At 68.1% G+C, this 22,681-nt stretch carries 22 protein-coding genes and 2 pseudogenes; 7 read left to right on the forward strand and 17 right to left on the reverse strand.

Going from position 1 to position 22,681, the window contains the following annotated elements; all coding sequences use genetic code 11:
* Window positions 1-56: 56 nt before the first annotated feature.
* Complete coding sequence (locus tag HMPREF2716_RS23385) at window positions 57-971, reverse strand: LysR family transcriptional regulator (RefSeq protein ID WP_003089677.1); 915 nt, start codon at window positions 969-971, stop codon at window positions 57-59.
* A 400-nt stretch (window positions 972-1,371) separates the two neighbouring features.
* Here HMPREF2716_RS23385 and HMPREF2716_RS23390 point away from each other — a divergent pair, with 400 nt between their 5' ends.
* The 3 genes and pseudogenes from HMPREF2716_RS23390 to HMPREF2716_RS29900 all read left to right on the forward strand — a co-directional run.
* Entirely contained in the window at window positions 1,372-3,546 is a 2,175-nt protein-coding gene (locus tag HMPREF2716_RS23390; RefSeq protein WP_014603847.1) for an FUSC family protein, read from the forward strand.
* Complete coding sequence (locus HMPREF2716_RS23395; protein WP_003116901.1) at window positions 3,536-3,745, forward strand: DUF1656 domain-containing protein; 210 nt, start codon at window positions 3,536-3,538, stop codon at window positions 3,743-3,745. The genes HMPREF2716_RS23390 and HMPREF2716_RS23395 overlap by 11 nt, the downstream gene beginning before the upstream one ends.
* A pseudogene (locus HMPREF2716_RS29900) lies at window positions 3,742-3,813 on the forward strand (hypothetical protein); the annotation flags it as partial. The gene HMPREF2716_RS23395 and the pseudogene HMPREF2716_RS29900, both read left to right, overlap by 4 nt.
* Before the next feature lie 98 nt (window positions 3,814-3,911).
* Here HMPREF2716_RS29900 and HMPREF2716_RS23400 read toward each other — a convergent pair.
* Window positions 3,912-4,079, reverse strand: coding sequence for a con-10 family general stress protein (locus tag HMPREF2716_RS23400; RefSeq protein ID WP_003088912.1), 168 nt, complete (start codon window positions 4,077-4,079; stop codon window positions 3,912-3,914).
* Between the two features lie 498 nt (window positions 4,080-4,577).
* Here HMPREF2716_RS23400 and HMPREF2716_RS23405 point away from each other — a divergent pair, with 498 nt between their 5' ends.
* The gene (locus tag HMPREF2716_RS23405; RefSeq protein WP_003100818.1) at window positions 4,578-4,976 is read left to right on the forward strand and encodes a hypothetical protein; all 399 of its coding nucleotides are present in this window, start codon (window positions 4,578-4,580) and stop codon (window positions 4,974-4,976) included.
* A 6-nt stretch (window positions 4,977-4,982) separates the two neighbouring features.
* Here the strand turns inward: HMPREF2716_RS23405 and HMPREF2716_RS23410 are convergent, their stop codons facing one another.
* Together HMPREF2716_RS23410 and HMPREF2716_RS23415 are read right to left on the reverse strand one after the other, a co-directional pair.
* Complete coding sequence (locus HMPREF2716_RS23410; RefSeq protein WP_003100816.1) at window positions 4,983-7,421, reverse strand: glycogen/starch/alpha-glucan phosphorylase; 2,439 nt, start codon at window positions 7,419-7,421, stop codon at window positions 4,983-4,985.
* Window positions 7,422-7,473: 52 nt separating this feature from the next.
* The gene (locus HMPREF2716_RS23415) at window positions 7,474-7,761 is read right to left on the reverse strand and encodes a DUF2513 domain-containing protein (RefSeq protein ID WP_003100808.1); all 288 of its coding nucleotides are present in this window, start codon (window positions 7,759-7,761) and stop codon (window positions 7,474-7,476) included.
* Between the two features lie 242 nt (window positions 7,762-8,003).
* Here HMPREF2716_RS23415 and HMPREF2716_RS23420 point away from each other — a divergent pair, with 242 nt between their 5' ends.
* Window positions 8,004-8,192: a hypothetical protein gene (locus HMPREF2716_RS23420; RefSeq protein WP_003088902.1), complete on the forward strand. Its 189-nt coding sequence runs from the start codon at window positions 8,004-8,006 to the stop codon at window positions 8,190-8,192.
* 19 nt (window positions 8,193-8,211) lie between these two features.
* On the opposite strand, the gene HMPREF2716_RS23425 is transcribed toward HMPREF2716_RS23420, so the two are convergent.
* The 6 genes and pseudogenes from HMPREF2716_RS23425 to HMPREF2716_RS23450 form a co-directional block, all read right to left on the reverse strand.
* Window positions 8,212-9,072: an SDR family oxidoreductase gene (locus HMPREF2716_RS23425; RefSeq protein ID WP_003100806.1), complete on the reverse strand. Its 861-nt coding sequence runs from the start codon at window positions 9,070-9,072 to the stop codon at window positions 8,212-8,214.
* Window positions 9,069-9,616: pseudogene (locus tag HMPREF2716_RS23430) on the reverse strand (CinA family protein). Before HMPREF2716_RS23430 ends, HMPREF2716_RS23425 begins: the two are co-directional and overlap by 4 nt.
* 10 nt (window positions 9,617-9,626) lie before the next feature.
* Window positions 9,627-9,866: a metallothionein gene (locus HMPREF2716_RS23435; RefSeq protein WP_003120196.1), complete on the reverse strand. Its 240-nt coding sequence runs from the start codon at window positions 9,864-9,866 to the stop codon at window positions 9,627-9,629.
* Between the two features lie 19 nt (window positions 9,867-9,885).
* Window positions 9,886-10,101, reverse strand: a complete 216-nt coding sequence (locus tag HMPREF2716_RS23440) for a PLDc N-terminal domain-containing protein (protein WP_003088893.1) — start codon at window positions 10,099-10,101, stop codon at window positions 9,886-9,888.
* 75 nt (window positions 10,102-10,176) lie between these two features.
* Window positions 10,177-12,699, reverse strand: coding sequence for a DNA ligase D (gene ligD / locus HMPREF2716_RS23445; RefSeq protein ID WP_009876372.1), 2,523 nt, complete (start codon window positions 12,697-12,699; stop codon window positions 10,177-10,179).
* A 17-nt stretch (window positions 12,700-12,716) separates the two neighbouring features.
* On the reverse strand, window positions 12,717-13,106 hold the full coding sequence (locus HMPREF2716_RS23450; RefSeq protein WP_003102170.1) for a response regulator: 390 nt from the start codon (window positions 13,104-13,106) through the stop codon (window positions 12,717-12,719).
* A 248-nt stretch (window positions 13,107-13,354) separates the two neighbouring features.
* Between HMPREF2716_RS23450 and HMPREF2716_RS23455 the strand changes: the two genes are divergently transcribed.
* Together HMPREF2716_RS23455 and HMPREF2716_RS23460 are read left to right on the forward strand one after the other, a co-directional pair.
* Entirely contained in the window at window positions 13,355-13,879 is a 525-nt protein-coding gene (locus HMPREF2716_RS23455) for a hypothetical protein (RefSeq protein WP_003088874.1), read from the forward strand.
* 25 nt (window positions 13,880-13,904) lie between these two features.
* Window positions 13,905-14,354: a DUF421 domain-containing protein gene (locus HMPREF2716_RS23460; protein WP_023518626.1), complete on the forward strand. Its 450-nt coding sequence runs from the start codon at window positions 13,905-13,907 to the stop codon at window positions 14,352-14,354.
* Here the strand turns inward: HMPREF2716_RS23460 and HMPREF2716_RS23465 are convergent.
* From HMPREF2716_RS23465 to HMPREF2716_RS23495, 7 genes are all read right to left on the reverse strand, one after another.
* Window positions 14,332-15,696: a cation:proton antiporter gene (locus HMPREF2716_RS23465; protein WP_003142470.1), complete on the reverse strand. Its 1,365-nt coding sequence runs from the start codon at window positions 15,694-15,696 to the stop codon at window positions 14,332-14,334. The two genes, HMPREF2716_RS23460 and HMPREF2716_RS23465, sit on opposite strands and share 23 nt — an antisense overlap.
* A gap of 28 nt (window positions 15,697-15,724) precedes the next feature.
* Entirely contained in the window at window positions 15,725-16,249 is a 525-nt protein-coding gene (locus HMPREF2716_RS23470; protein ID WP_003088871.1) for a DUF4142 domain-containing protein, read from the reverse strand.
* 140 nt (window positions 16,250-16,389) lie between these two features.
* Window positions 16,390-17,247: an EAL domain-containing protein gene (locus tag HMPREF2716_RS23475; RefSeq protein ID WP_070622023.1), complete on the reverse strand. Its 858-nt coding sequence runs from the start codon at window positions 17,245-17,247 to the stop codon at window positions 16,390-16,392.
* On the reverse strand, window positions 17,244-17,957 hold the full coding sequence (locus HMPREF2716_RS23480; RefSeq protein WP_003113635.1) for a fimbrial biogenesis chaperone: 714 nt from the start codon (window positions 17,955-17,957) through the stop codon (window positions 17,244-17,246). Before HMPREF2716_RS23480 ends, HMPREF2716_RS23475 begins: the two co-directional genes overlap by 4 nt.
* Window positions 17,947-19,308 (reverse strand): fimbrial protein, encoded by a 1,362-nt coding sequence (locus HMPREF2716_RS23485; protein WP_003113634.1) that lies wholly within the window; start codon window positions 19,306-19,308, stop codon window positions 17,947-17,949. The genes HMPREF2716_RS23480 and HMPREF2716_RS23485 overlap by 11 nt, the downstream gene beginning before the upstream one ends.
* Window positions 19,305-21,923: a fimbria/pilus outer membrane usher protein gene (locus tag HMPREF2716_RS23490; RefSeq protein ID WP_003102159.1), complete on the reverse strand. Its 2,619-nt coding sequence runs from the start codon at window positions 21,921-21,923 to the stop codon at window positions 19,305-19,307. Before HMPREF2716_RS23490 ends, HMPREF2716_RS23485 begins: the two co-directional genes overlap by 4 nt.
* Window positions 21,907-22,653, reverse strand: a complete 747-nt coding sequence (locus tag HMPREF2716_RS23495) for a fimbrial biogenesis chaperone (RefSeq protein WP_003088863.1) — start codon at window positions 22,651-22,653, stop codon at window positions 21,907-21,909. Before HMPREF2716_RS23495 ends, HMPREF2716_RS23490 begins: the two co-directional genes overlap by 17 nt.
* Window positions 22,654-22,681 lie beyond the last annotated feature (28 nt).

A 22,681-nucleotide genomic window follows, 5' to 3' on the forward strand; every position in this document is an offset into this window, starting at 1 on the left:
AGTCTTCTCCGCATGCCCAGTATCTGACCGGAGCCTCGCGGGAATGGTTCGGTCGCTCAGCCGTTGCCCCAGGGCGGGATCGACAGCGCCTGCTGGAGATGCTGGATGAACGCCTTGACCTTCGGCGACATCGCCGCCGCCCGCGAATACATCGCGTAGATCACGTCGTCGAGTGGGCGCAGGCCGGGCGCGGCGTCCACCAGGCGGCCGTTCTTGAGGTCCTCGGCGACGATGAACAGCGGCAGCAACGCCAGTCCCTGGCCGCGCAGGGCGGCGTCGCGCATGGCCTGGCCGTTGTTGCTGCTGAAGCGTCCGCGTGGCGAGACGGCACGGGGCTTGGCGCCGGGGAACGCCGGTTCGAAGGTCCAGACCTGGCTCGGCGTGGCGTTGTTGTAGCCCAGGCACTCGTGCTGCATCAGTTGTTCGAGGGTGTCCAGCGTGCCGTGGCGTTCCGCGTAGTCGGGGCTGCAGCAGACCACCCGCTGGCTGTTGGCCAGCGGCCGGGCGATCAGCGAACTGTCGTCCAGGCGGGTGACGCGGATGCTCAGGTCGTAGCCTTCCTTCTCGAAGTCGGTGAGGCGGTCGTCCATCTGCAGGACGATCTCCAGGCGCGGGTGCTGGCTCATGAAGTCGGCGATGATCGGCGACAGCCAGAGGGTGCCGAAGCTCATCGGGGTGACGATGCGCAATTCGCCGCACAGGTCGTTCTCGCGCAGGGCGACGATCTCCGCGGCGTTGTTGAGTTCCTGCAGCGAGGCCTTGGCGGCCTTGTAGAAGAAATGCCCGGCCTCGGTCGGCTCGACGTTGCGCGTGGTGCGATAGAGCAGGCGGACGCCGAGGCGTCGTTCGAGATCGCTGACGCGCTTGCTGATCACCGACTTGGACAGGCTCATGCGCTCGGCCGCCGACGTCACGCTGTTGAGTTCGGCGACGTTGAGGAAGGCTTCGATATCGTCGAAGCGCAGGCTCATCGGTGGGCCCACGATACAGTGGCAATCGCTCGACGCATTCTCGGCTCCTCCTGGTCGTTTTCCTTGGGCTTTCTATCCGCTTGATTCGCAAGCTAAATCGATCCAGCCCTGAGCAAGCTTACCCAATCGAAAGGCGCCGCAGCGTTCGTTCTCAGCGAAAACGGTTTTCGCCTGGACGCGCTACCGGGAAGGCCGTCGGGGCTTTTACCCTGTAGCCGCGACTCGTCGCTCCGTGGCCGACCGCACCTGCCCGCCCCCGTAGGCGGCCACGGATTTCCTTGCGCCTTCTAGACTGGAAGCGAACCCGCCGCATCAACCCCGAACGAGAAACCAGCATGTCGAGTCGCTTCATCGCCGCCTGGTCCGCGGCCAACCGTTGCCTGGAGGTGCGGGGCCGGGCATGGAAGGGCTGAAACTCTACGCCCGCTTGCTCTGGCGGCCGCCGCGGGAAACCCTGCTGTTCGCCCTGCGCACCGTCGCCGCCGGGCTGCTGACCCTCTACCTGGCCTTCCTCTTCGACCTGGAGCAGCCGAAGTGGGCGCTGATGACCGTGGTCATCGTCAGCCAGCCGCTGGCCGGGATGGCTCTCAAGCGCAGCTTCGCCCAGGTCGTCGGTACCTTCGCCGGCGCCGTGGTGGCGGTGCTGATCATGGCGCTGTTCGCCCAGCAACCGTTGCCGTTCTTCGTCGCCCTGGGACTCTGGCTGGCGCTCTGCACCGCCGGCGGCACCTTGCTGCGCTACACCGATTCGCACGCCTTCGTGCTCAGCGGCTTCACCGCGGTGATCGTCGCCGTGCTGTCGATTCCCGATCCGGAAAACACCTTCATGCTCGCCGTGGTGCGGGTCACCGAGACCCTGCTGGGCGTCGCCTGCGTGGCCCTGGTCAGCCTGCTCAGCGCGCGTCCGCAGGCGGTGGCGAAGGGCTACTTCGCCCAGGTCGATGGCCTGATCCGCAGTACCGCGCGGCACGCCGCGGCGGTGATCCGCGGCGACGAGGGCGACGAGTCGTTCAACCAGCGGCAGATGCAACTGGTCGCCAGCATCACCGCGCTGGACGGCCTGCGCCGGCACCTCTATTTCGACGCGCCGAACCTGCGCCGCGCCGATGGCCTGGTGCAGTTGCTGGGCAACCTGCTGGTGCTGATGGCCTCGCGGCTGTTGCTGCTGCGCCAGCATCGCCTGCTGGTGCGGGCGCACTGGGTCGGGCCGTTGCCGGCGGATATCCAGGCGCTGCTGGATCGTGCATTGCGGGTGCTGGACGCGCTGGCCGAGCAGGGGCGGGCGGTACCCTCCGAGGTGCTGGAGGAGTTCCAGGCGGTGCGCCAGGCCTTCGATGCCGCGGCGACGCGCGCGGAGTCCTACGACGAGGCGCTGAGCCCGGCGCTGCGCCCGCAGGTGGCGATCCTGCGCTGGGAATACGCGCGGCTGTTCCAGCGCCTGGGCGAAGTGCTCGAACTCAACGATGCGATCCAGTCCGGCCGCCAGGCCAGCAGTTTCTACCGCCGTGGCCAGGCGCAGGCGCTGCACCTGGACTGGGCGCTGGCCTCGATGAACGCCGTGCGCGCTTTCGTCGCCTTGTCCTGCGCCGCCTGGCTGTGGATCACCAGCGCCTGGAACGGCGCCCTCAGCAGCCTGCTGCTGGTCGGCGTGATGTGCTCGCTGATGGCGACCTTCCCGCGTCCGCTGCTGGCGGCGCAGAACTTCCTGCGCGGGCTGCTGCTGGCGATCCTGATCTCGGCGGCGCTGCTGTTCGTGCTGTTGCCGGCATCCGCCGACTTCGAGTGGCTGGCGCTGTGGATGGCGTTGCTGCTGTACGTGGTCGCGGTCGGCCTGAGCAGCCCGCTGAGCGCCGGGATCGCCATGGGCATCGGCCTGGAGACCCTGCTGATGGTGGCGCCGCAGAATATCGCGGTCTACTACAGCAACGCTTCGCAGTGGTTCGAGTTCGTCGGCGGCTTCCTCGCCGCGGCGGTCCTCGCCGTGCTGGTGTTCGCCCTGGTCTATCCGTTCCGCGCCGACCCGCGCCTGCGCCGGCTGCTCTACCTGTCGCGCCAGGACGTCGCGGAAATGTCGCGTTGCGAGGCCAGCGAGGCGCAGCGCTTTGCCTTCGAGACGCGGATGATCGATCGCCTGGCGGTGATGGTCGGCCTGCTGCCGGCGAGCCAGGAGCCGGCTGCGGCGGAACGTTTCCAGTGCGCCCTGGGCTGCGTGGTGATGGGCGTGGCGTTAAACCGCCTGCGCGAGCCGCTGCATGACGCCGGGGTGGTACCGCTGGAGTTGCAGCCGCTGCTGGGCGAGGCGCTGCGCGAGGTCGCCGCCTACATAGCCGGCGGCGCGGACGCCCCGCGGCAGGACCTCGCCCTGGCCGCCCTGCGGCGTTTCGGCCGGGGCCTGGAGGCCTTGCTGGCGCAGCCGTCGAAGGACCTCGGGGCGACGCGGCAGCGCTTCATCATGAATGTCGCGGTACTGATCCTGCAGCAGTCGCTGCAACGCTATCGGACGCTGCTGGAGGAGGACCGCGGCGCACCGGCGGTCGTCGAAGAACCAGAAGAGGAGGGCGGACATGCCCGCTGATGTCGAGGTCGGGGGCGCCTACCTGCCGCCGATCGCCCAGGCGTTGCTGCTGGCCTGGCTGATCCTGCTGCTGCTCAACCCGCTGTTGCGGCGCTTCGGCGTGTTGCAGCGGGTCTGGCACGAAGCGCTGTTCCAGGGCGCGTTGTACTGCGCGATCTGCGCCGGTCTGATCCTGTGGATGGGAGAGATGTCCCGATGAACCTGTTGCAAGGCAAATGGCCGCGCCTGGCCACCCTGCTGGCGGTGCTGGTGGCGGCGGCGCTGCTCGTTGTTCTGCTCGCTCATCGGTTTCCTCTCCTCATCCTGGGCATGAAAATGGGGCGGATGCCTCCCTGCTCCGCCCCATTCACTTCACTGCGCGGTTATCAGTTCCCGCCGTGGCTGCGCTGGCCACCTTTCTTGCCAGCCTCGGAGGCCCGCTGCGGATCGTTCTTGAAGTTGCCGCCGCTGGCCTGGCCGCCCTTCTTGCCGGCCTCCGAAGCACGTTTCGGGTCTTCCGCGAAGTTGCCTTTACCACCTTGATGCTGTGCCATTTCTATTTCCTCCGAATAATCTCTTCAGAACAGATTTCATGGACGCATGCGTTGCGCATGCCCTAACTCTGAGAGGGTGTTTCGCCAGTGGTTCAGATTATTTTCAGCGAATGAAAGCGAAGCGCTTTGCCAGCATGTTTCGAGCGCAATCCATAGGGTTCAAAGATCCTTGCCTTATTCCATTGCCAGCATTGACAGGAATCCCCGAATTGCGTCAGATGAAAGCCCGCACATCTCGGAGGAGCACCATGAAACCCTACGAGCATCCGGCCTACAGCGATCCCGTGGTAAGCAACGAAGAACCCGATCGCGATTGCCATGAATGGAATTTCGAACCGGGAGACAGTGATCAGGAACCCTACCCCGAATATCATGGAGCGAATACCGAAGAATGCCCAGGCGGAGGCACTTAATTATTCTTTTCTATTGCAACCCCTGACATTCCGATAGACCCATTCAATAATTAATCGTCGAACTTTAAAACAAATGGAACTCGCCATGGAAAACAGTGACGAAGTGCGATTCCAGCACTATTTCATTTCTCTCGTCGAACAGGTGGCGAAACCGCTTTTCGTCGACTCCTGCGAAGAGGCGCGCAGCTACGGCCTGGACTGCAACGTGGACCTCGACCTCGACGAGGACGGCCATCCTCGCCTGCGCCTGGAAGTCGGCGAGCCGGGAGGCGAGAAAAGCCACTACAGCCTGCTGGCGATTCCCGGCGAGCGGGTCATCCATCGCCAGTACCTGGCCGGGGCCCAGGAATGGCACAGCCTGCCGGCCGAGCTGGCGTCGATCAACCCGATGGTGCTGGACAGCGAGCTGGCGGTATTCTTCCGCCGCGCCTTCGACCTTCGCCTGGAGGGCCCCGAACGCCGTCACCCGGCCGGCTTCTGGTAAGGCCCTTCATAGCTTCCAGATATCCCGGGCGTATTCGCTGATCGTCCGGTCGGCGCTGAACCAGCCGATCCGCGCCACGTTGAGCAACGCCGAGCGCCACCAGCGATCGGGCTCGCGCCAGACTTCCTCGACCCGGCACTGCGCATGCCAGTAGGCCTCGAAGTCGGCGCAGAGCATGAAGCGGTCGTCGTGCACCAGGCCGTCCACCAGCCCTTCGTAGCGGCTGCGGTCGTCGGCCGAGAACAGCCCGCTGCGGATCGCCTCCAGGGCTTCCTCCAGCCGCGGCGAGGCCGCGATCACCCCGCCCATCTCCAGCTCCCCGGCCTGCCGGCGCTGCTCCACCTGCTGGGCGCTGAGGCCGAAGATGAACATGTGTTCCAGGCCGATCCGCTGGCTCATCTCGACGTTGGCGCCGTCCAGGGTGCCGATGGTCAGCGCGCCGTTGAGGGCGAACTTCATGTTGCTGGTCCCGGAGGCCTCGAGCCCGGCGGTGGAAATCTGCTCGGAGAGGTCCGCCGCGGGAATGATCGCCTCGGCCAGGCTGACGTTGTAGTTGGGCAGGAACACCAGCTTGAGCAGGCCGCGCACGGTGGGGTCGTCGTTGATGGTGCGGGCGATGTCGTTGGCCAGCTTGATGATCAGCTTGGCCTGGTGGTAGCTGGCGGCAGCCTTGCCGGCGAAGATCTTCACCCGCGGCACGCGGTCGGCGGTCGGGTCGTTGCGGATCTCCTGGTACAGCGCCACGGTGTGCAGCAGGTTGAGCAACTGCCGCTTGTATTCGTGGATACGCTTGATATGCACATCGAACAGCGCTTCCGGTTCGATCGCCACGCCGAGGCTGTCCAGCACCAGGCGCGCCAGGGCGGTCTTGTTCTGCCGGCGCTGCTCGGCGAAGCGCGCCCGCAGCCTGGCGTCCTCGACGTGCTCCTCGAGGTCCGGCAGGCGCCGTTCCGGGGTGTCCAGCAGGTCGGCGCCGAGGGTCTCCACCAGCAGCTCGGTCAACCCCGGGTTGGCCTGGAACAGCCAGCGGCGGAACGACACGCCGTTGGTCTTGTTGCTGATGCGCTGCGGATAGAGGCGATGCAGGTCATGGAACACGGTTTCGCGCATCAGCTCGGTGTGCAATGCCGATACCCCGTTGATCTGGTGCGAACCGAGGAACGCCAGGTTGCCCATGCGCACCCGTCGGCCGTGGCCCTCCTCGATCAGGCTGACCGAACGCAACAGGTCGAAGTCGTGGATGTCCTGGGCACGCAGCGCGTCTATATGGAAGGCATTGATCAGGTAGATGATCTGCATGTGGCGCGGCAACAGGCGCTCCATCAGCGCCACCGGCCAGGATTCCAGGGCTTCCGGGAGCAGCGTGTGGTTGGTGTAGGACAAGGTCGCCACGCTCAGCGCCCAGGCGTCCGGCCAGGCCAGTTGGTGCACGTCCACCAGTTGCCGCATCAGCTCGGCGACGGCGATCGCCGGGTGGGTGTCGTTGAGCTGGATCGCCACCTGTTCCGGCAGGCTACGCAGGTCGTGATGATGGCGCAGGTGGCGGTCGAGCAGGTCCTGCAGCGAGGCTGAGACGAAGAAGTACTCCTGGCGCAGGCGCAGTTCCTGACCGGCCTCGGTGCTGTCTGCCGGATACAGCACCCGCGAGATGCTCTCCGCCTTGACCACGTCGACCACCGCGCCGATATGGTCGCCGGCGTTGAAACGGTCCAGTTGCAGGTCTTCCTCGGCGCGAGCGCGCCACAGGCGCAGGGTATTGACGCTGGCACGCCGCCAGCCGACGATCGGCGTGTCGTAGGCGATCGCCCGGATCCGCTCGTCCGGCCGCCAGATGGCTCGGCCACTGTGCTCGCTGTCGACCTGCACGCTGCCGCCGAAGTCGATGTAGTAGCTGACCTCGGGTCGTTCGAACTCCCAGGGATTGCCGAAATCCAGCCAGGTCTCGGTCTGCTCCTGCTGCCAGCCGTCGGTCAGCACCTGGCGGAACAGGCCATGCTCGTAGCGGATGCCATAGCCATGCGCGGGAATGTCGAGGCTGGCCATGCTTTCCATGAAGCATGCCGCCAGGCGTCCGAGGCCGCCGTTGCCGAGCGCCGCGTCCGGCTCCAGGGCAACGATCCGCTGCAGGTCGACGCCCAGCTCGGCAAGGGCCTGGCGGGTTTCCTCGAGCAGCCCGAGGTTGCCGAGGTTGTCCAGCAACAGGCGACCGATGAGGAACTCCAGGGACAGGTAGTAGACCCGCTTGCGCGCGGGCGCTTCACCTTGCGGGGTGGCCTCCTCCCAGTGGTCGATGATGTGGTCGCGCACCGCCAGGGCCACCGCTTCGAACCAGTCGTGCGGGCACGCGGTGGATGGGTCGCGGCCGACGCTGTAGCGCAGTTTGGCGAGGATGCTGGCTTTCAGGGTCTGGACCGCACTTGGGGTCTGGTCTTGGCTGTCGGGCATCGCCGGGCTTCCTTCCGGCCCGCCGCTGCAGGCCGGTGCTTGCGGGGTTTTCTCAGGCGCTCTTGCGTACCGGCACGGCGGCCGCCGCGCTTTCCTGGCGCAGGCGGTCGAGCAGGTCGTGGCCGGCCAGGGTCAGGTGGTGGACCACCCATTGCTCCTGGCCGGTCCAGGAATGCTGGACGCTGCCGCAGAGCAGTTGCGCCTGGTTGAGCAACTGCAAGTGGTAGGCCACCGCCTCGCGGCAATGACCGGGTAGCTCGCGTGCTTCCCAGTGCTGGCCGAAGCCAAGGCTTTCCAGATGCTCCAGCAGATCCCTGATCAACCCCCAGTCGCGTTTCATCGGCATGCTCCTTGTCTGCGTCGCGGCCGGCCGTTCCGGCTACCTAGAAGCGGAGTCGCGGCGGCCGCGATGGTTCATTCTTTTTCGCCGGCGGCCCGCCTGTCCGCACGACGGAACCGCCGGGCGCCGGCGTCAGTCGGGAGGAATGCCGTTGCCAACGGTCGGTGTGCGGACTGGCGCGAGAGCTGGAGCGCAGCTTCACTGAGCAGTGACCTTTCCCGTATCCCGGCAGGAGCGCTCCGATGCAGGCTTTCATGGTTCATTTCTCAGACGCCGGACAACCCGGCCGGACCGTGCTCACCACTTTCGCGCCAACCCTCAGCACCAGCGAGGCGCACGTTCGCCTGCAACTCTGCTATCCCCTGCTGTTCCCGCAGCGTCTGAGCGCGGTGCGGGTCTACCCCCTGCTGCCGGCGGCGGCACGCGAGTGAACGCGGCCGCCGGGGCGCCTCAGCCGTTGACTACCGTACCGCCGTTGACGTGCAGCACCTGGCCGCTGACGTAGGACGAGTCGTTACAGGCCAGGTAGACGTAGCTGGCGGCCAGCTCTTCCGGCTGGCCGGGCCGGCCCATCGGCGTATCCGCGCCGAAGTGGGCGACCTTCTCGGCGCTGAAGGTGGACGGGATCAGCGGCGTCCAGATCGGGCCCGGGGCCACGGCGTTGACGCGGATGCCGCGGTTGACCAGGTTCATCGACAGCGACCGGGTGAACGAGGTGATCGCGCCCTTGGTCGAGGAATAGTCGATCAGCTGGGGGTTGCCCTTGTAGGCGGTGATCGAGGTGGTGTTGATGATCGCCCCGCCCTTGCCCATCAGCGGCAGGGCCGCCTTGGTCAACTGGAACATGCCGAAGATGTTGGTGCGGAAGGTCTTCTCCCACTGCTCTTCGCTGATGTCCTCCAGGCGCGCCTGCGGATGCTGCTCGCCGGCGTTGTTGACCAGCACGTCGAGGCGCCCCCATTTCTGCCTTAGCGTGTCCACCACCTGGCGGCAGAAGCCGGCGTCGGCGACGTCGCCGGCGAACGCCAGGCACTGGCGACCGAGCGACTCGATGATCTCGCGGGTCTTCGCCGCGTCTTCGTTCTCATCCAGGTAGACCAGCACCACATCCGCCTTCTCGCGGGCGAAAGCCACCGCCACCGCGCGGCCGATACCACTGTCGCCGCCGGTGACCAGGGCCACCTTACCTTCCAGCTTGGCCGCCGGACGGTAATCGGCGGAAACGAACTCCGGCTTCGGCTGCATCTCGCTTTCGTGGCCGGGACGTTGGTCCTGGTGCTGCGCCGGCAGTGTCTGTCGCTGTTCGCTCATGGTGGTTTCCTCTCTGTCGGACGCCTCAGGCGCGTTCGCCGCGCAAGGCGCGTTGATGGAATTCGGGCAGGCGCCGCAGCGCCCAGCGGGTGGCTTCCCGGCGCATCCGCGCGGGGTCGCCGTGGAAGCGCTCGCGGCGCGAGAACAAGGCGAGGCCGGCGGGCAACCGGAAGGCCCAGGCGAAGCACACGGTACCGGGCGGGATGCCGTCCTTCGCTTCACTGCCGAGCAACCCCGTGACCGCCAGCGCGGCGCTCGCCGGACTGCGTTGCAGGGCCGCCCTGGCCATGGCCTCGGCGACCTCCACGCTGGTCAGGTTGAAACGCTCCAGCCAGTTCGGGTCGAGCCCCAGCAGGGCAAGCTTGGCCGCCGGCGAATAGACGACGAAGCCGCCTTCCATCACCTTGCCGCTGCCGGCCACCGCCGACAGTTCGGCGCTGATCTGCCCGGCAGTACAGGATTCCGCAGTGATCAGGCTGAGGTCGGCGCTACGCAGGTAGGTCACCAGACGAGAGGCCTCGTCCGCGAGTTGCAGGTCGGGCATGGCACGCTCCTCAGGGCGAGATCGGGTCGCTGGCGGGAAAGGTCTCCTTCAACGCGTCGTCCAGCTGGCGATCCTCCGCCACCTGGGGCCGGGTAGTGCCGCCACAGGGGCAATCGGCGTCGCGACACGGCTCGCCCTGGGGGTGGCCGCCGGCGCAGGCCGCGCAGCAATAGTGCTGGCCGTCGCGTTCGACGGCATCGGCGCCGGGCTGGCAGGTGCATTTGGGACAGGCACAGGTTTCGCTGTTCATGGGCAATCTCCAGTGGGGTTCACTTGCTGTGTTCCGGCGAGGTCACCGGGCGCAAGCCACGGGGGCCGGTCCAGCCCCAGAGGACCAGGCCGAGCACGGGCAGGAGCAGGATCAGCAGCGACCAGCCGAGCTTGCGACTGGCGGAGCTGTCGCTGCGGAGCACGCTGTTGATGGCCCAGGCATCCACCAGGAGCAACAGGACCAGCAGCGCGAGGATCAGGTAGGCGGTATCCATCGGGGGCCTCCTCGGCATCTCGTTGCACGGTGGAGGCCCTGTGCGCCGGGGGAGTTCCGCCTTTTTCGCGGACGGTCAGCCGCGCCCGAGCTGGCGCCGCATGGCCGCGCTGATGCGCTGGCGGGTGCCGGCGTAGTCGGCCCAGGGATCGTCGCCGGCGAGTTCGTCGAGGCGCTGCGGCAGACTGCGCAGGTTCCATTGGTTGGCGCCCTGCAGCGAGTCGAGTTCCTCGCGGAACACCGGTACCGACACCGGCAACCCTTCGCGGGCGCGCACCGAGTAGGCGGCCACGGTGCTGGCGCCGCGGCTGTTGCGCAGGTAGTCGACGAAGATCTTGCCGACCCGGTTGCGCGGCCCGGAAACCGCCGAGAAACGCTCCGGCATCAGGCGCGCCAAGTGCTGGGAGATGGCCTGGGCGAAATCCTTGACCTCGTCCCAGCCATGCCGGCGCTCCAGCGGCACCAGCAGGTGCATGCCCTTGCCGCCGCTGGTCTTGAGGAAGGCGCGCAGGCCCAGCTCGTCGAGCAACGTCAGGCTCAGCTGGGTCGCTTCGAGCATGCGCTTCCACGGCAGCGCCGGGTCCGGGTCGAGGTCGAGGACGAAACGGTCGGGCCGCTCCAGGTTGGCCAGGCTGGCGTTCCAGGTATGGAATTCGATGCTGCCCATCTGCACCGCGCCGACCAGCGCCTCGGCGCTGCGGATCTGCAACAGCGGCGGATGACCGGGATCGAGCGCCGGGTCGAGCTGGACGATGCCGGGGATCTTCAGGCGCGCCGCGTGCTTCTGGAAGAACAGTTCGCCGCCGATTCCGTCGGGGCCGCGCACCAGCGACACCGGGCGCTCGCGCAGGTCGCGCAGGAGCAGGTCGGCGTAGCGCGCATGGAACTCGGCGAGTTCCAGCTTGCTGGCCTGGATCGACGGGTCGATCAGCCGCTGCGGATGGCTGATGCGCACGCCGGCGGTGGCCGCCCGCGACGCACCGGCGCCGGCCTTGCGCGCGCCGCGCAGCGGCGGCGGGCCGGCGGGACGCTCGCCGGTCACCTCACGCGCCGGCTTGTCTTCGCGCAAGCCGTGGAACACTGCCTGGCGGATGATCCCGCCACGGGTCATCTGCGCATAGGAAACCTCGCACAGCTGTTGCGGGCGCACCCACTGCACCGACCCGGTCTCGCGCGCCGGCGGCACCTTCGCCAATGGGCTGGAACGGACCGCGAGGGGTTCCAGGCGCTCACGGACCTTCTTCAGGCTGGCCGCGGTGAAGCCGCTGCCGACCTTGCCGGCATAGCGCAGCCGGCGCTCCTCGTCAGGGCTGTAGAGGCCGAGCAGCAAGGCGCCGATATGCCGGCGAGAGCCCTTCGGCTCGGTATAGCCGACGATCACGAACTCCTGGCGCAACTGGCACTTCAGCTTGATCCAGTCGTTGCTGCGGCGCGAACGGTAGGCGCTGCCCAGACGCTTGCCGATCACGCCTTCGAGACCGAGCTTGCAGGCGCTGGCCAGCAGGTCGCGGGGGTCTTCCGCGAGCGTCGCGGAGAACCGCAGCGGGTCTTCGTCTCGCCCTTCCAGCAGCGCCTCCAGGCGCGCGCGGCGCTCCTCCAGGGCGACATCGCGCAGATCCTCGCCTTCGTGGTACGGCAGGTCGAAGAGGACGTACAGGATGTTCTCGCCGCGACCTTCCTCGAAGGCGTTCTGCAGGGCCTGGAAGTCCGGTCGACCCTCCTCGTCGAGGACGACCAGTTCGCCGTCCAGCCAACTGCGCTGCAGACCGAGCCCGGCCAAGGCCTTCTCCAGGTGCGGCAGGCGTTCGGTCCAGTCATGGCCGTTGCGGGTCAGCAGGCGCACGTGGCCGTCTTCGATGCGGCTCATCAGCCGATAGCCGTCCAGCTTGAGTTCGTAGGCCCACTCCCCTCGCGGAGGCTGCTCGACCAGGCTGGCCAGCTCGGGGGCGATCCACTCGGGCATCGGCGTCTTCCCCCCGCTCTTGCCGCGTCGCGCCGGCCTGGCCGCGGGCGTGGCGGCTTCGCCATGGCGGGGCAGCAGCGTACGCTCGCTGAGCACGCTGTCGGGACGCTCCTTCAGCACGTCGAAGCGATCCAGGCTGCGCGCCTCGCCGTCCTTGGCCTTGACCAGGAACCACTGGGGCTGCTTGCCGCGCAGGTTGGTGCGGATCAGGTGCCAACGCCCGGAGAGTTTCTCGCCATCCAGGGCGAAGCTGAGATGGCCCTTTTCCAGGCCCTCGCGCGGATCGTCCAGAGGCGTCCAGGCGCCTCGGTCCCAGACGATGACATCGCCGGCGCCGTAGTGCCCCTGGGGGATGCTGCCTTCGAAATCGGCATAGTCCAGCGGATGGTCCTCAACCTGCACCGCGAGCCGCTTCACCGCCGGGTCGAGGCACGGCCCCTTGGGCACCGCCCAGCTCTTCAGGGTGCCATCCAGCTCCAGGCGGAAGTCGTAGTGCAGGCGGCTGGCGTCGTGCTTCTGGACGCAATAGCGGAGCAGCCCGGTGCTGTCCTTGCGAGGCTTGCGGCCGCTGGGCTCCGGGGTCTGGCGGAAATCGCGCTTGCGGGCGTACTCGGCGAGCGGCTTGCTGCTGGGCATGGTGGGCTCCTCGGTGCTCAGACGCCGGGGCAGACCGGCGCGCTGTGCAGGACCATGTCGATGGCTTTCCCCAGTTCCTCCAGGGTCACCGGTTTGAGCAGCACCGGATAGGGTGCCGCCGGGTCGATGCCGACGCGAGCGCTGTCGCTGAGCAGGATCACCCGCATCCGCGGGCGCACCGGCAGGCTGGTTTCGATGAGCATGCTGCCGCTCAGAGGACCTTCGAGCTGCTCGCTGAGCAGGAACAGGTCGATCACCGCGTCCGAGGCCAGGTGGTCGAGGGCTTCGTCGCGACTCGCCGCGCTGAGCACCGCGTAGCCTCGATCGAGGAGGAATTCCTCGATCCGCCAGAGCTGGTCGGCGTGTTCTTCGAGGACCAGGACGATCTTGTTTTCTCCGTTCACCATGGTTCTCCCTGTCGGATTGTCAGGAAGGCTTCGCTGCAAGGTTCGCGCCGTCCGCCCCGCTTGCGCCGGAGCAGCGTGACCACGGCGATTGGGCGCGGACTGATCGCAAAGTGCGATCAGCAGAGTGCCCGGAAGGCGCCTGTTCATCGTGCAGATTGCCCGACCCGCGCGGACCGCTGGTAAGCCCGCCGGCACCAACCACGTCGACCGGGGTCCAGCCTGAGAGACCGCGAGCGAAGGAGCCAGCCATGCGCCCTGCCCCAGAAGACGCCGCAGACGATGCGTTCGACCAGCGCGAGTATCCGATCCCGGAGCGCCTGGAAAGCCAGCGCCGCGCCTGGCGTTTCGAACGGGCGGGCCTGTGGGTCCTGCTCGGGGTGATCCTCCTGGCGCTGACCGGGGTGTTCGCCGGCGGGCCTCTGAGTTCGCGGACGCTGGTCAGCGACAGCGGCAGGCTGACCCTGGCCTACGAGCGTTTCGAACGCAGCGGCGCCGCCAGCCGCCTGCGCATCGATCTGCGCGGCGCGCCGGGCACCGAAGTTGGCGTGCGCCTGGGCGGCGGACTGCTACAGGCGCACAGCATCCAGAGCCTGCAACCGCAACCGCTGCGCAGTCACAGCTGGCGGGGTGGCCTGGAACTGGAGGGAAGGCTCGACGAAGACGGTCGCCTGAGCCTGTTCCTGACGTTGTTGCCGAACCAGCTCGGCGAAGTCGCCAGTCGACTGGAGTTCGCCGGCGAGAGCCTGGCCTTCGACCAGTTCATCTACCCCTGAGTCATCCGTTCCGAGGAGGCGCACGATGGATTCCATACTGCGAGCCGCCGCGCTCTACCTGGTCCTGCTGGTACTCTTCCGCATCGCCGGGCGGCGTTCACTGACCGACATCACCACCTTCGACCTGCTGCTGCTGATGATCATCGGCGAAGCCACCCAGCAGGCGCTGCTGGGCGACGACTTCTCGCTGGTCAACGCGGTACTGGTGATCGTCACCCTGATCGTCATCGACGTCGGTCTGTCCCTGCTCAAGCTGCGCCATCCGAAGCTCGACACCCTGATCGAGGGCTCGCCGACGCTCATCGTCGAGTACGGCAGGCCATTGCACGCACGCCTGGCCGAGGCCCGCCTGCGCGAGGAAGACATTCTCCTGGCCGCCCGCGAGACCCAGGGCCTGGAACGCATGGAGCAGATCCGCTTCGCCATCCTCGAGAAGAACGGCAAGATCTCGATCATTCCCGATCGCGGCGACTGACGCTGCGCGCCTGGCGCATCAGCAGCGGCTGGATGCTCAGGCCGTGCACGCAGATGCTCAGGGCGACGAGGCTCAGCACCAGGTCGCTGGCGGTATGCGCTAGCGCCGTAGGCAGCCCCTGGTTCAGCGCGTAGCTGAGGTAGTACAGGCTGCCGATGCCGCGGATGCCGAACCAGCCGAGCAGGCGCCGCTGCGCCGGGTGCATCAGCCGCCGGCCGACCAGCAGCCAGACCATCGCCGGCCGGCACACGCAGAACAGCAGCAGCGCCAGCGGCAGCGCGCGCCAGTCCCAGTGCTGGTAGAGCATGGCGCCGAGCAGGGTCACCAGCAGCACTTCCAGCGAGCGCTCCAGCAGGTTGCCGAAGGAGAGCACGTCGAGCATCACCGCGCCGGCCGCCACCTTCGGGTGTTCGCTGCGGTCGGCGCCATACTCGATGGCGCCGCTGGCCTGCCCTGCCTCGCGCACGTCGGCGGCGGCCGCCTGCGCCTCGGCCGGTGCCGAGGCGCGCCCCAGCGTCGCCACCTCGGCGTGGCGCAGGCCGATCCCGGCGGCGAAGCTGGCGAGGAAGCCCCAGCCGCCCAGTGCGTCGGCGCCGACATAGGACAGCGCGATCAGCGCCAGGGCGAGGAAGTCGTTGGCCGACACCGAGGTGTCGGTGTGCCGCGCCCGCAGGTGGATGGCCAGGCGGCCGAGACCATGGCCCAGGCAATAGCCCACCAGCAGGCCGAGCGGAATCGCCCAGAGCACGTCGCGCAGCAGCCAGTCCAGGCCGCTGCGGTCGAACTCCCCGGGCAGGCCGCCGCCCTGACCGATCAGCAGCAGGGCGGCGATGACGAAGGGGAAGGCGATGCCGTCGTTGAGTCCCGCCTCGCCGGATACGGCGTAGCGCAGGCGGTCGTCGTCGCCGGCGTGGTTGACCTGGATGTCGCTGGCCAGCACCGGATCGGTGGGCGCGAGGATCGCCGCGACCAGCAAGGCCAGCCCCCAGTCCAGGCCGAACAGGAAATGCGCGCCCAGGGTAAGGCCGAGGATACAGCCGAGCAGGACTGGTCCGGCCAGCAGCCAGGCAGCGGTCCAGGCCGGCGAGCGCAACGGCAGGCGCAGCTTGAGGCCGCCGATGAACAGCGAGATCAGCAACGCCGCCTCGCTGAGGTGTTCGAACCAGCCGCTGATGTCCGCCAGGCCGCTGCGCCAGGCGTGCAGCCCGGCCGGGCCGATGGCCAGGCCGAACAGCAGGTAGATGAACGAGGTGCTGACCGGCAGCAGGCGCAGGTAGGCCGAGGCCAGGCCGAGCGTCAGCAGGATGCAGCCCAGTACCAGCAACCACAGGCTGAAACTCATGCCTGGCCAGGCTCCGCCCGCGGGGGCGTTACTTGGATGGGTGCGCCTTGGCCAGCGCGCGGGCCATCTCCAGGTGATGCTTCAGGGCCGGCAGATGGGTCTTGGCGAAGGCCTGCAGTTCCGGGTCGGTGAGGTTGTCTGCGGCCTGGGTGAAGAGTTCCACGGCTTTCTCGTGGGCCGCCACCTGGTTATTGGCGTAGGCCGGGTCGAAGGAGGCGTCGCGCAGGTCGAGCAGGGTCGCCTTGGCCTTGTCGGTCAGGCTGGCGTCGTCTTCGACCTCCAGTTTCTTGCGCTCGGCCAGGCTGCGCAGTTCGGCGTTGACCTTGCCGTGGTCGTCGATCATCTGCTTGGCGAATACCTTCACATCGGCGGCAGTGCTCTTTTCCAGCGCCATCTTGCCGGCTTCGATTTCCGCTACGCCGGCCGCCGAGGCCTCGCTGACGAAGGTCTGTGGCGCGGTCTTGTTCATGTCCTGGGCGTTGGCGAAAGGCAGGGCCAGGACCAGCAGGAGCCAGGCGGCTCCCTTGAGGGGAAGGCTGATTGCTCTGTTCATGGTCGACTCCGTTGGCGTGACAGGGAAAAAATGCCGGGACTTCGGCACAACGCACCTCGGCATCGTCGCTGCTGTGACGGCGCCGCCGGCCGACCGTTCAGATTTTTCGCCGACCGTGCCAGGCCGGGCGCCCTCCCCGGTCACCCCGGGCGGCTCGCCAGCGCCTCGATCCGCGCCCGGCTCTTCGGCCGGCGTACGGACAGCGGCGGTTCGACCCGCATCGGCGGCGCGATCGCGTTGCCCTGGAGATAGACGTCCCCGGTCGGCAGCCGGGCGAACGCATCGTCCTCCTCGAGACCTTCCAGGACCACGCAGGGCGCCAGTTCGCGGCACAGGGCCAGCAGATGGCGCAGCACTTCGGCGCCCTTCGCCGAGCGACGTGCTTCGCGGGTATACCGGCAATCGATTTTGATCACATCGGGACGGGCATCGAGAACGAAGTCCAGGTTGTTGTGCGCCGCGCCGAAGTCGTCTATCGCGATGCGCACGCCATGTTCGCGCAGGCGTCGGATGAACTCCCGGGTCGCGACTCTCTCGCCCACGGCGGTCTCGGTCAGCTCCAGCGTCAGCCTCCGTGCCACCTGCGGACGGGCGGCCAGCCATCGGCAGACCGCTTCCCACCAGGCATCCATCGCCGCGCTCTGGCGCGACAGGTTGCAGGCCAGGCGCAAGGTAGGCTCGGCGTTCAGCCGGTCGAGGACCGTGCCCAGCACGCAGCGATCGAGCAGGCGTACCAGGCCGAGCCGCTCCAGCGCCAGGATCAGTTCCTGGGTCGGCAACGGCGGCTCGCCGCTGGCGGCCGTAACCCTGAGCAGGGTTTCCCGGTAGAGCGGCTCCCATTCCGGATGCCCGGCATGCCGTACGGCCTGCCAGTCCAGGCGCACCCAACCGCGCGCCAGGGCGGCCTGGAAACGCCGGGCGAGGCGCAGGTCGCCGGCCAGGGAGGCGGCAACGGCCGGTGGGTGCTCGTGCTGGCGAGCCTGTGGGGAACCGTTCACTGTAGAGCTTTCCTTTCCTGGCGGCTGACGCCGTTGTCGTCGATCCAGTCGAACGCCACCTCGCCGCGCGTCCCGCCGTCCACCCGCCGCGGCAGGCCGAGGCGTCGTTGCGAGCGCGGAGCCAGCAGCGTTCCGGGCAGATCCAGGCGCGTCTCCCCTATCTCCAGCGCCAGCCCCGCCAGGGACACGAAGTACGGCGTCGGGTTGTCCACCCGCAGGGTCTCGTCGCGCAGCGCGAAGCCCAGTTCGGCGGCCGCGTCCTCGGCGTGCGGATGCAGGCCGTGCGGGCGGTACAGCACCTTCATCTGGGTTCGCAGGGTGACCGTGAGCCGGGGCCGGCCAGCGGCCTCGGCGGTGGCTTGCGGGGGGATCTCGTAGATGTTCAGCCAGTACAGCGATTCGCGATCCCGTGCCTGGGCCTGGCCGGTAGCCAGCAGGCGCAGGCTGCGCTGGCGTCCCGGCTCCAGGCGGAATACGGGCGGCAGCGGCAGGAACGGAGCCAGCGCGGTATCCGGTTCGCCGTCGAGGGCGCCGTCATCGACCCACGCCTGCACCAGCACCGGGTAGGGATTCTGGTTGACCAGCAGCAACGAGGCCTCGCGCTGGCCCTCCACGAACACCAGGCGGGTGCGCTCCGCGGTCACTCCGGCCTCGCTCGTCGGCGCGAGGCAAAGCATGGCCAGCAGCGCGAGCGCGCGCCTACTGGACACGGATAACCACCTGCGCCGTGGCCTCGACTCGCCCCGCCGTGACGCCGGGCTGGCTGCCGAGCGCGAGTTTCTCCAGGCGCGCGCGGAAGGTTTCGCGGTACAGGTCGATGCCGCCGCTACCGCCGTTGGCCTGGGTCGCGCCACCGATGGCGGGGTACCAGCCGGTGGCCTCGGCGTTGCTGCCGCCGGCGGAGTTCTCGTTGGCCAGGAGCGTCATCGGCGTGCCGTCGCGGTAGATGCGGATGCCGACCCCACGGGCAATGCCCGGCTCCCCGTAACGGTCGGAGAGCAGGTAGGACAGTCCGCCACTGGCGTTGACCAGGCCCAGCGCCGGGCTGGCCGCCAGGGCCCCGCTGGACACGCGGATGCCCAGCGCCGTGGCGCCGGCCCCGGTGCCGTTGGTCATGCCGCTCTGGCACTTGAAGGTGAGTTCGAAGGGCGCCTCGCGCACGCCGCCGCTATCGATCTCGGCCAGGGTGATGGACGGGAACTGCACGTGCGGGGTGACCGTCATCACCGCGCAAGTGGGATAGCGTTTCAGGGTCACGTAGCGGTACAGCCCGATGGCACCCGGCCAGTTGCTGTACCAGCCGCCCCAGTTGCCGCCCACGTGCGCCTGGCCGACGGTCGGCGCGGTCAGGCCCGGCCCCTTGATGGCGATGTAGGCCGCCGGCTGGGTGTAGGAATAGGGCTGCGAGAGGATCGTCGGCGAGTAGTAGCGGATCGCCTCCAGCGGCGCGCTGTACAGCTCGGCGCGTACCGCTGCGAGGTTCTTCGCCTTGACCAGCTGGAAGCCGCGCGAGTCGATGTCCAGCCCGGAGAGCTGGCGCTCCTTCCAGATCGGCGTGATGGTTTCCCCCGTCTCGACGTTGGTCAGGCGCAGCAGCACGTTGGGCCAGGCGGTCCGGTAGGCATCCTGCAGGCCGATGTCGTTGCCCACCGTGTCGGCGCCGGTGTAGTAGCCGCTATAGAGATCGTCGCCGTTGGTAGAAAACATCTCGTAGACGGCGTCCCCGGCGCTACAGCGGAAGAACACCCGTTCGGGGTCGTAGCCGCCGGTGGCGCCGTACTGGGTCAGCGGCGCCACCGCGCTGGCGATGAGCGTCGGATAGGGCTGGAAACTCTCGTCGCTGACGTTGACCACGCTGGGCAGGCCGAGCGAGCCATTGCAGGTGTCGCAGGCGCCGGTCCAGCTGCCGGCGGTACCTTCGCCTGGGCGGATCTGGGTGTTCGAGGTGGTCGTCTCGCTGCCTACCGAGGTGACCCGGTAGCAAGTCGCCTGGCCACTGGCGGGAAGCCCCAGCAACACGCCGAGGGCCAGCGCGGGCAGCAGGGGAAGCGTGCGGTTCATCTGGCGTTCTCCAGGTTGGAGTCGGTGGTGGCTGCCCGGCAGGTGCCGCGCAGGCGGATCAGCGCCTGGTCGCGAGACACACCGGCCAGGTCGTAGGGCAACTCGCAACGCTCCTTGCGCGCCGTTCCCCATTGCACCAGCAACCTGCCCCGCTGGTTTTCCGCGCGCGCATAGACCTGGCCGCCCTGCCCGACCATGCCGATGGCCGCCCCGCCGTCGTCGACCACCACGGCGCCGAGCGGCAGCACACTGCCGTCCTCGCGCCGCGCCTGGATCAGCAGCGGATGGCCGGTCAGCGTCCTGAACGTCACGCGCACGCTGGCACCGGCGTAGGGCGCGACCTTGCGCTCGGTTTCCAGCAGTTCGGCGTCGGGATCGATGCCAACGGGATCGAGTGAGATCGGGTTGTAGCGATAGGGCGACAGCGAGGGGGCCAGCGCATAGCCGTTGCCGTCGATGCGCGCGCCCTGCCCGCCGCGTATCGCGGCACCGCTGGCGCCCTTGGCCTCGACCAGGGCGAAGGTATCGCCGACGCTGGGGCCAAGGGTCAGCCCGTCGCGGTGGGCGACCAGCGCGCCACGGATGCCGCCGCTGTATTGCCGGTAGCGATCGCCCTGGGCATAGCCGGCATTCACGGTGGCCAGCGCCGCCTGCTTCTGCAACGTGCCGTTCCAGGTGGTGTCGGCGACCTCGCTGTCGCGGTTGGCGGACAGCGCGTAGCTCCAGGTACGCTCGTCGCCCAGCGTACCGTTCAGCCCGGTTTGCAGGCTGCCGCCACGGCTGTCGCCGGAGCGCCGGGTAGCCATGGCGCTGAGCGTCGGCGCCCGACTGGAAGAACCCAGCGGCATGGAGACGCTGAGGGTCAGGGTGTCGTTGCGCTGGCCGCTGCGCCGGTCGCGCCGGAGCAGCTCGACGCCAGGGTCCTGGTCGCCCTGCTCCTGGTAGTAGGTGGTGGTCTGCCGCGACCAGGCGAGGTTGTAGCTCAACTGCCCCCAGGTATTGGAGTAGCCGAACTGCAATTGGGTGTCGCGGCTCTTGCCGTCGTAGAAATCGCTGGAGGAGCCGGAAAGATAGAGGTTGCCGTAACCGCCGAGGGCCTGGCTCACCAGCAGGTTGAACTGGTTGCGCTGCTTGTAGCTGCCGGAATCCCAGGTGTCCCCGTGGCGCAGTGCGTCGCGCGAGCCGAGCACGTCGCCGAGTTCGCGGTAGCCTTCGGTGGAATAGCGGTAGCCGGCCAGGGTCAGGGTAGTGCCGGTGGGCTGGAAGGTCCGGCTGTAGTCGAGCCCGATGCGCCAGCCCTGCTTGCGCGCGCCATCCTCGACGCGTGCGCTGGAATAGGTGCTGTTCAGGCCGAAGGCGCCGAAGCGGGTGGCGAGGACGCCGCCGCCCAGCATGGCCAGGTAGTCGTCGGCGACACGCAGTCCCAGGTTGGCGGTCAGGGCGTTGCTCATGCCGCGCTGGTAGGTGAAGTCGGCGAACAGGTCGTCGCCGTCGCCATACTGGCGCGCCTGGCCCAGGGTGAAGCTGTAGCGCGACAGGCCGGGACGCATGGACTCCGGGACCGAGGCGAACGGCACGCTGAAGCTCGATACGCTGCCATCGGCTTCGAACACCTGGACATCCAGATCGCCGGCATAGGCGCTGTCGTAGAGATCGTCGATGACGAACGGACCGGGGGCGACATTCACCTCGCGGATCTTCCTGCCGTTCTGGCTGATCACCACCCGCGCCGCGGTGGCCGCGGTGCCGCGCACCTGCGGCGCATAGCGGCGCAGGGACTCGGGCAGCATGCGGTCGTCGGTAGCCAGGCTCAGGCCGCGGTAGCCGATGCTGCCGAGCAGGTTGCCGGCGGTGTAGCTCTCCCCCGCCGTCAGTTCGCTGCGCCAGGCCGGCAAGGCGCGCTGGGCATAGGTGCGGATGCTGTTCCACTTGCGCCTGGCCTGCCCGTTGTAGCGGGAATAGGTGTAGTTGGACTGGTGGCGCAAACGCCACAGGCCGAGGTTGATGCCGCTGTTCAGGCCGACATAGGCGTAGTCCGATCGTCCCGATTCGCCGCCGCGGTATTCGGAGCGATAGAGGTTGGTGTCGTAGTTGACGAAGCCCATGCTGTCGCCGGCGTCCCACTCCTCGGGGCTGACGTAGCCGCGCGGCTTGAGGTCGAGCAAGGCTTGCGGCACCGAGAGATCCAGGCGCAGGCGGGCGACGTCCAGGCTGAACCGCGAGCCGGGCAGGCGTGCACCGAGAAAGGCGCAGTGGCGCCCGTCGCCGCTCTTGCGCGGATCGTCACCAGGCTTGGCACCGAGGCGCTGGCGCAGGAAGTCTTCGTCGAGGCAGGGCTCCACCGCGCCGCTGGCGGGGTTGGCGCGGAAACTCACTTCGCTGCGGCTGGCGAAGCGCTCGTTGAGGTAGACATCGACGTGATAGCGACCCGGATCGATCCGACCGTCCTGGTTGAAGCGCGACAGGTCGCCGCCGCCCAGGGAAGAGCCGAGCAACAGGCGATCATCGAATTCGTAGCCGGGCTGGGCATGACCGAAGGCGCTCGCCGCCAGCGCCATGCCGCCCGCCATCAGGGCCGTGCCGGTGCGGCAGCGGCGTTCATGGCGATAGGTCATGACGGATATCCATATGGGCGCCGTAGTCGTTGATCAGCAGCGCGTGCAGGCGCACGCGTCCCGGCGGCAGGGCTTCTCGGGTTTCGGCCTGCCATTCGGCATGGCTGCGCGGCTCCAGCATGCCGCTGCGCAAGCGCCAGCGGCGCTGGCCGACGCTGAGCGTGGCGCTGGCGAACGAGGCGTAGTAGCCGCTCGGGTTGTCCACCCGCACCGCCCAGCCGGCGCTGCGCCGGACCAGTGCGAAACGCAGTTGCCCGGGCAGGTCCTCGGGACGGCCCTGGATGCCCGCCGGGCGGTAGAACAGCTTCAGGCGATTGCGCAGCATCAGCAGCATCTGGTTCCGATCCGCATGGCTGCTGTTGCGTGGCGGGATCTGCAGGACGTTGAGATGGAACAGCGATTCGCGATCGCCCGGCAGGCCCTGCCCGGTGTAGACGATGCGCAGCGTCTGGCCGCTGTCCGGGGCCATGCGGAATACCGCCGGGTTGACCAGGAACGGCGCGTCCGCCTGGTCCGGCGGCGCGTCCGGGGCGTCGATGTCGACCCAGGCCTGGACGACGTTGGGAAACGCATCGCGATTGCTCAGTTGCACGGTCTTCTCCCGTGCCTCGCCGGGATAGATCACCCGGGTCCCGGTCACCACCACGCTTGCCCGCGCCTGGGCGATGCTCGCCAGCAGGACGAGCAGAAGCGCCGATGTCCTGCCGGATCGGTACGAATGTCTGGGCATGCGGCTTACCTGGCCGGGCACGGTCCAG

Source organism: Pseudomonas sp. HMSC076A11, from assembly GCF_001810205.1.
GTDB lineage: Bacteria > Pseudomonadota > Gammaproteobacteria > Pseudomonadales > Pseudomonadaceae > Pseudomonas > Pseudomonas aeruginosa.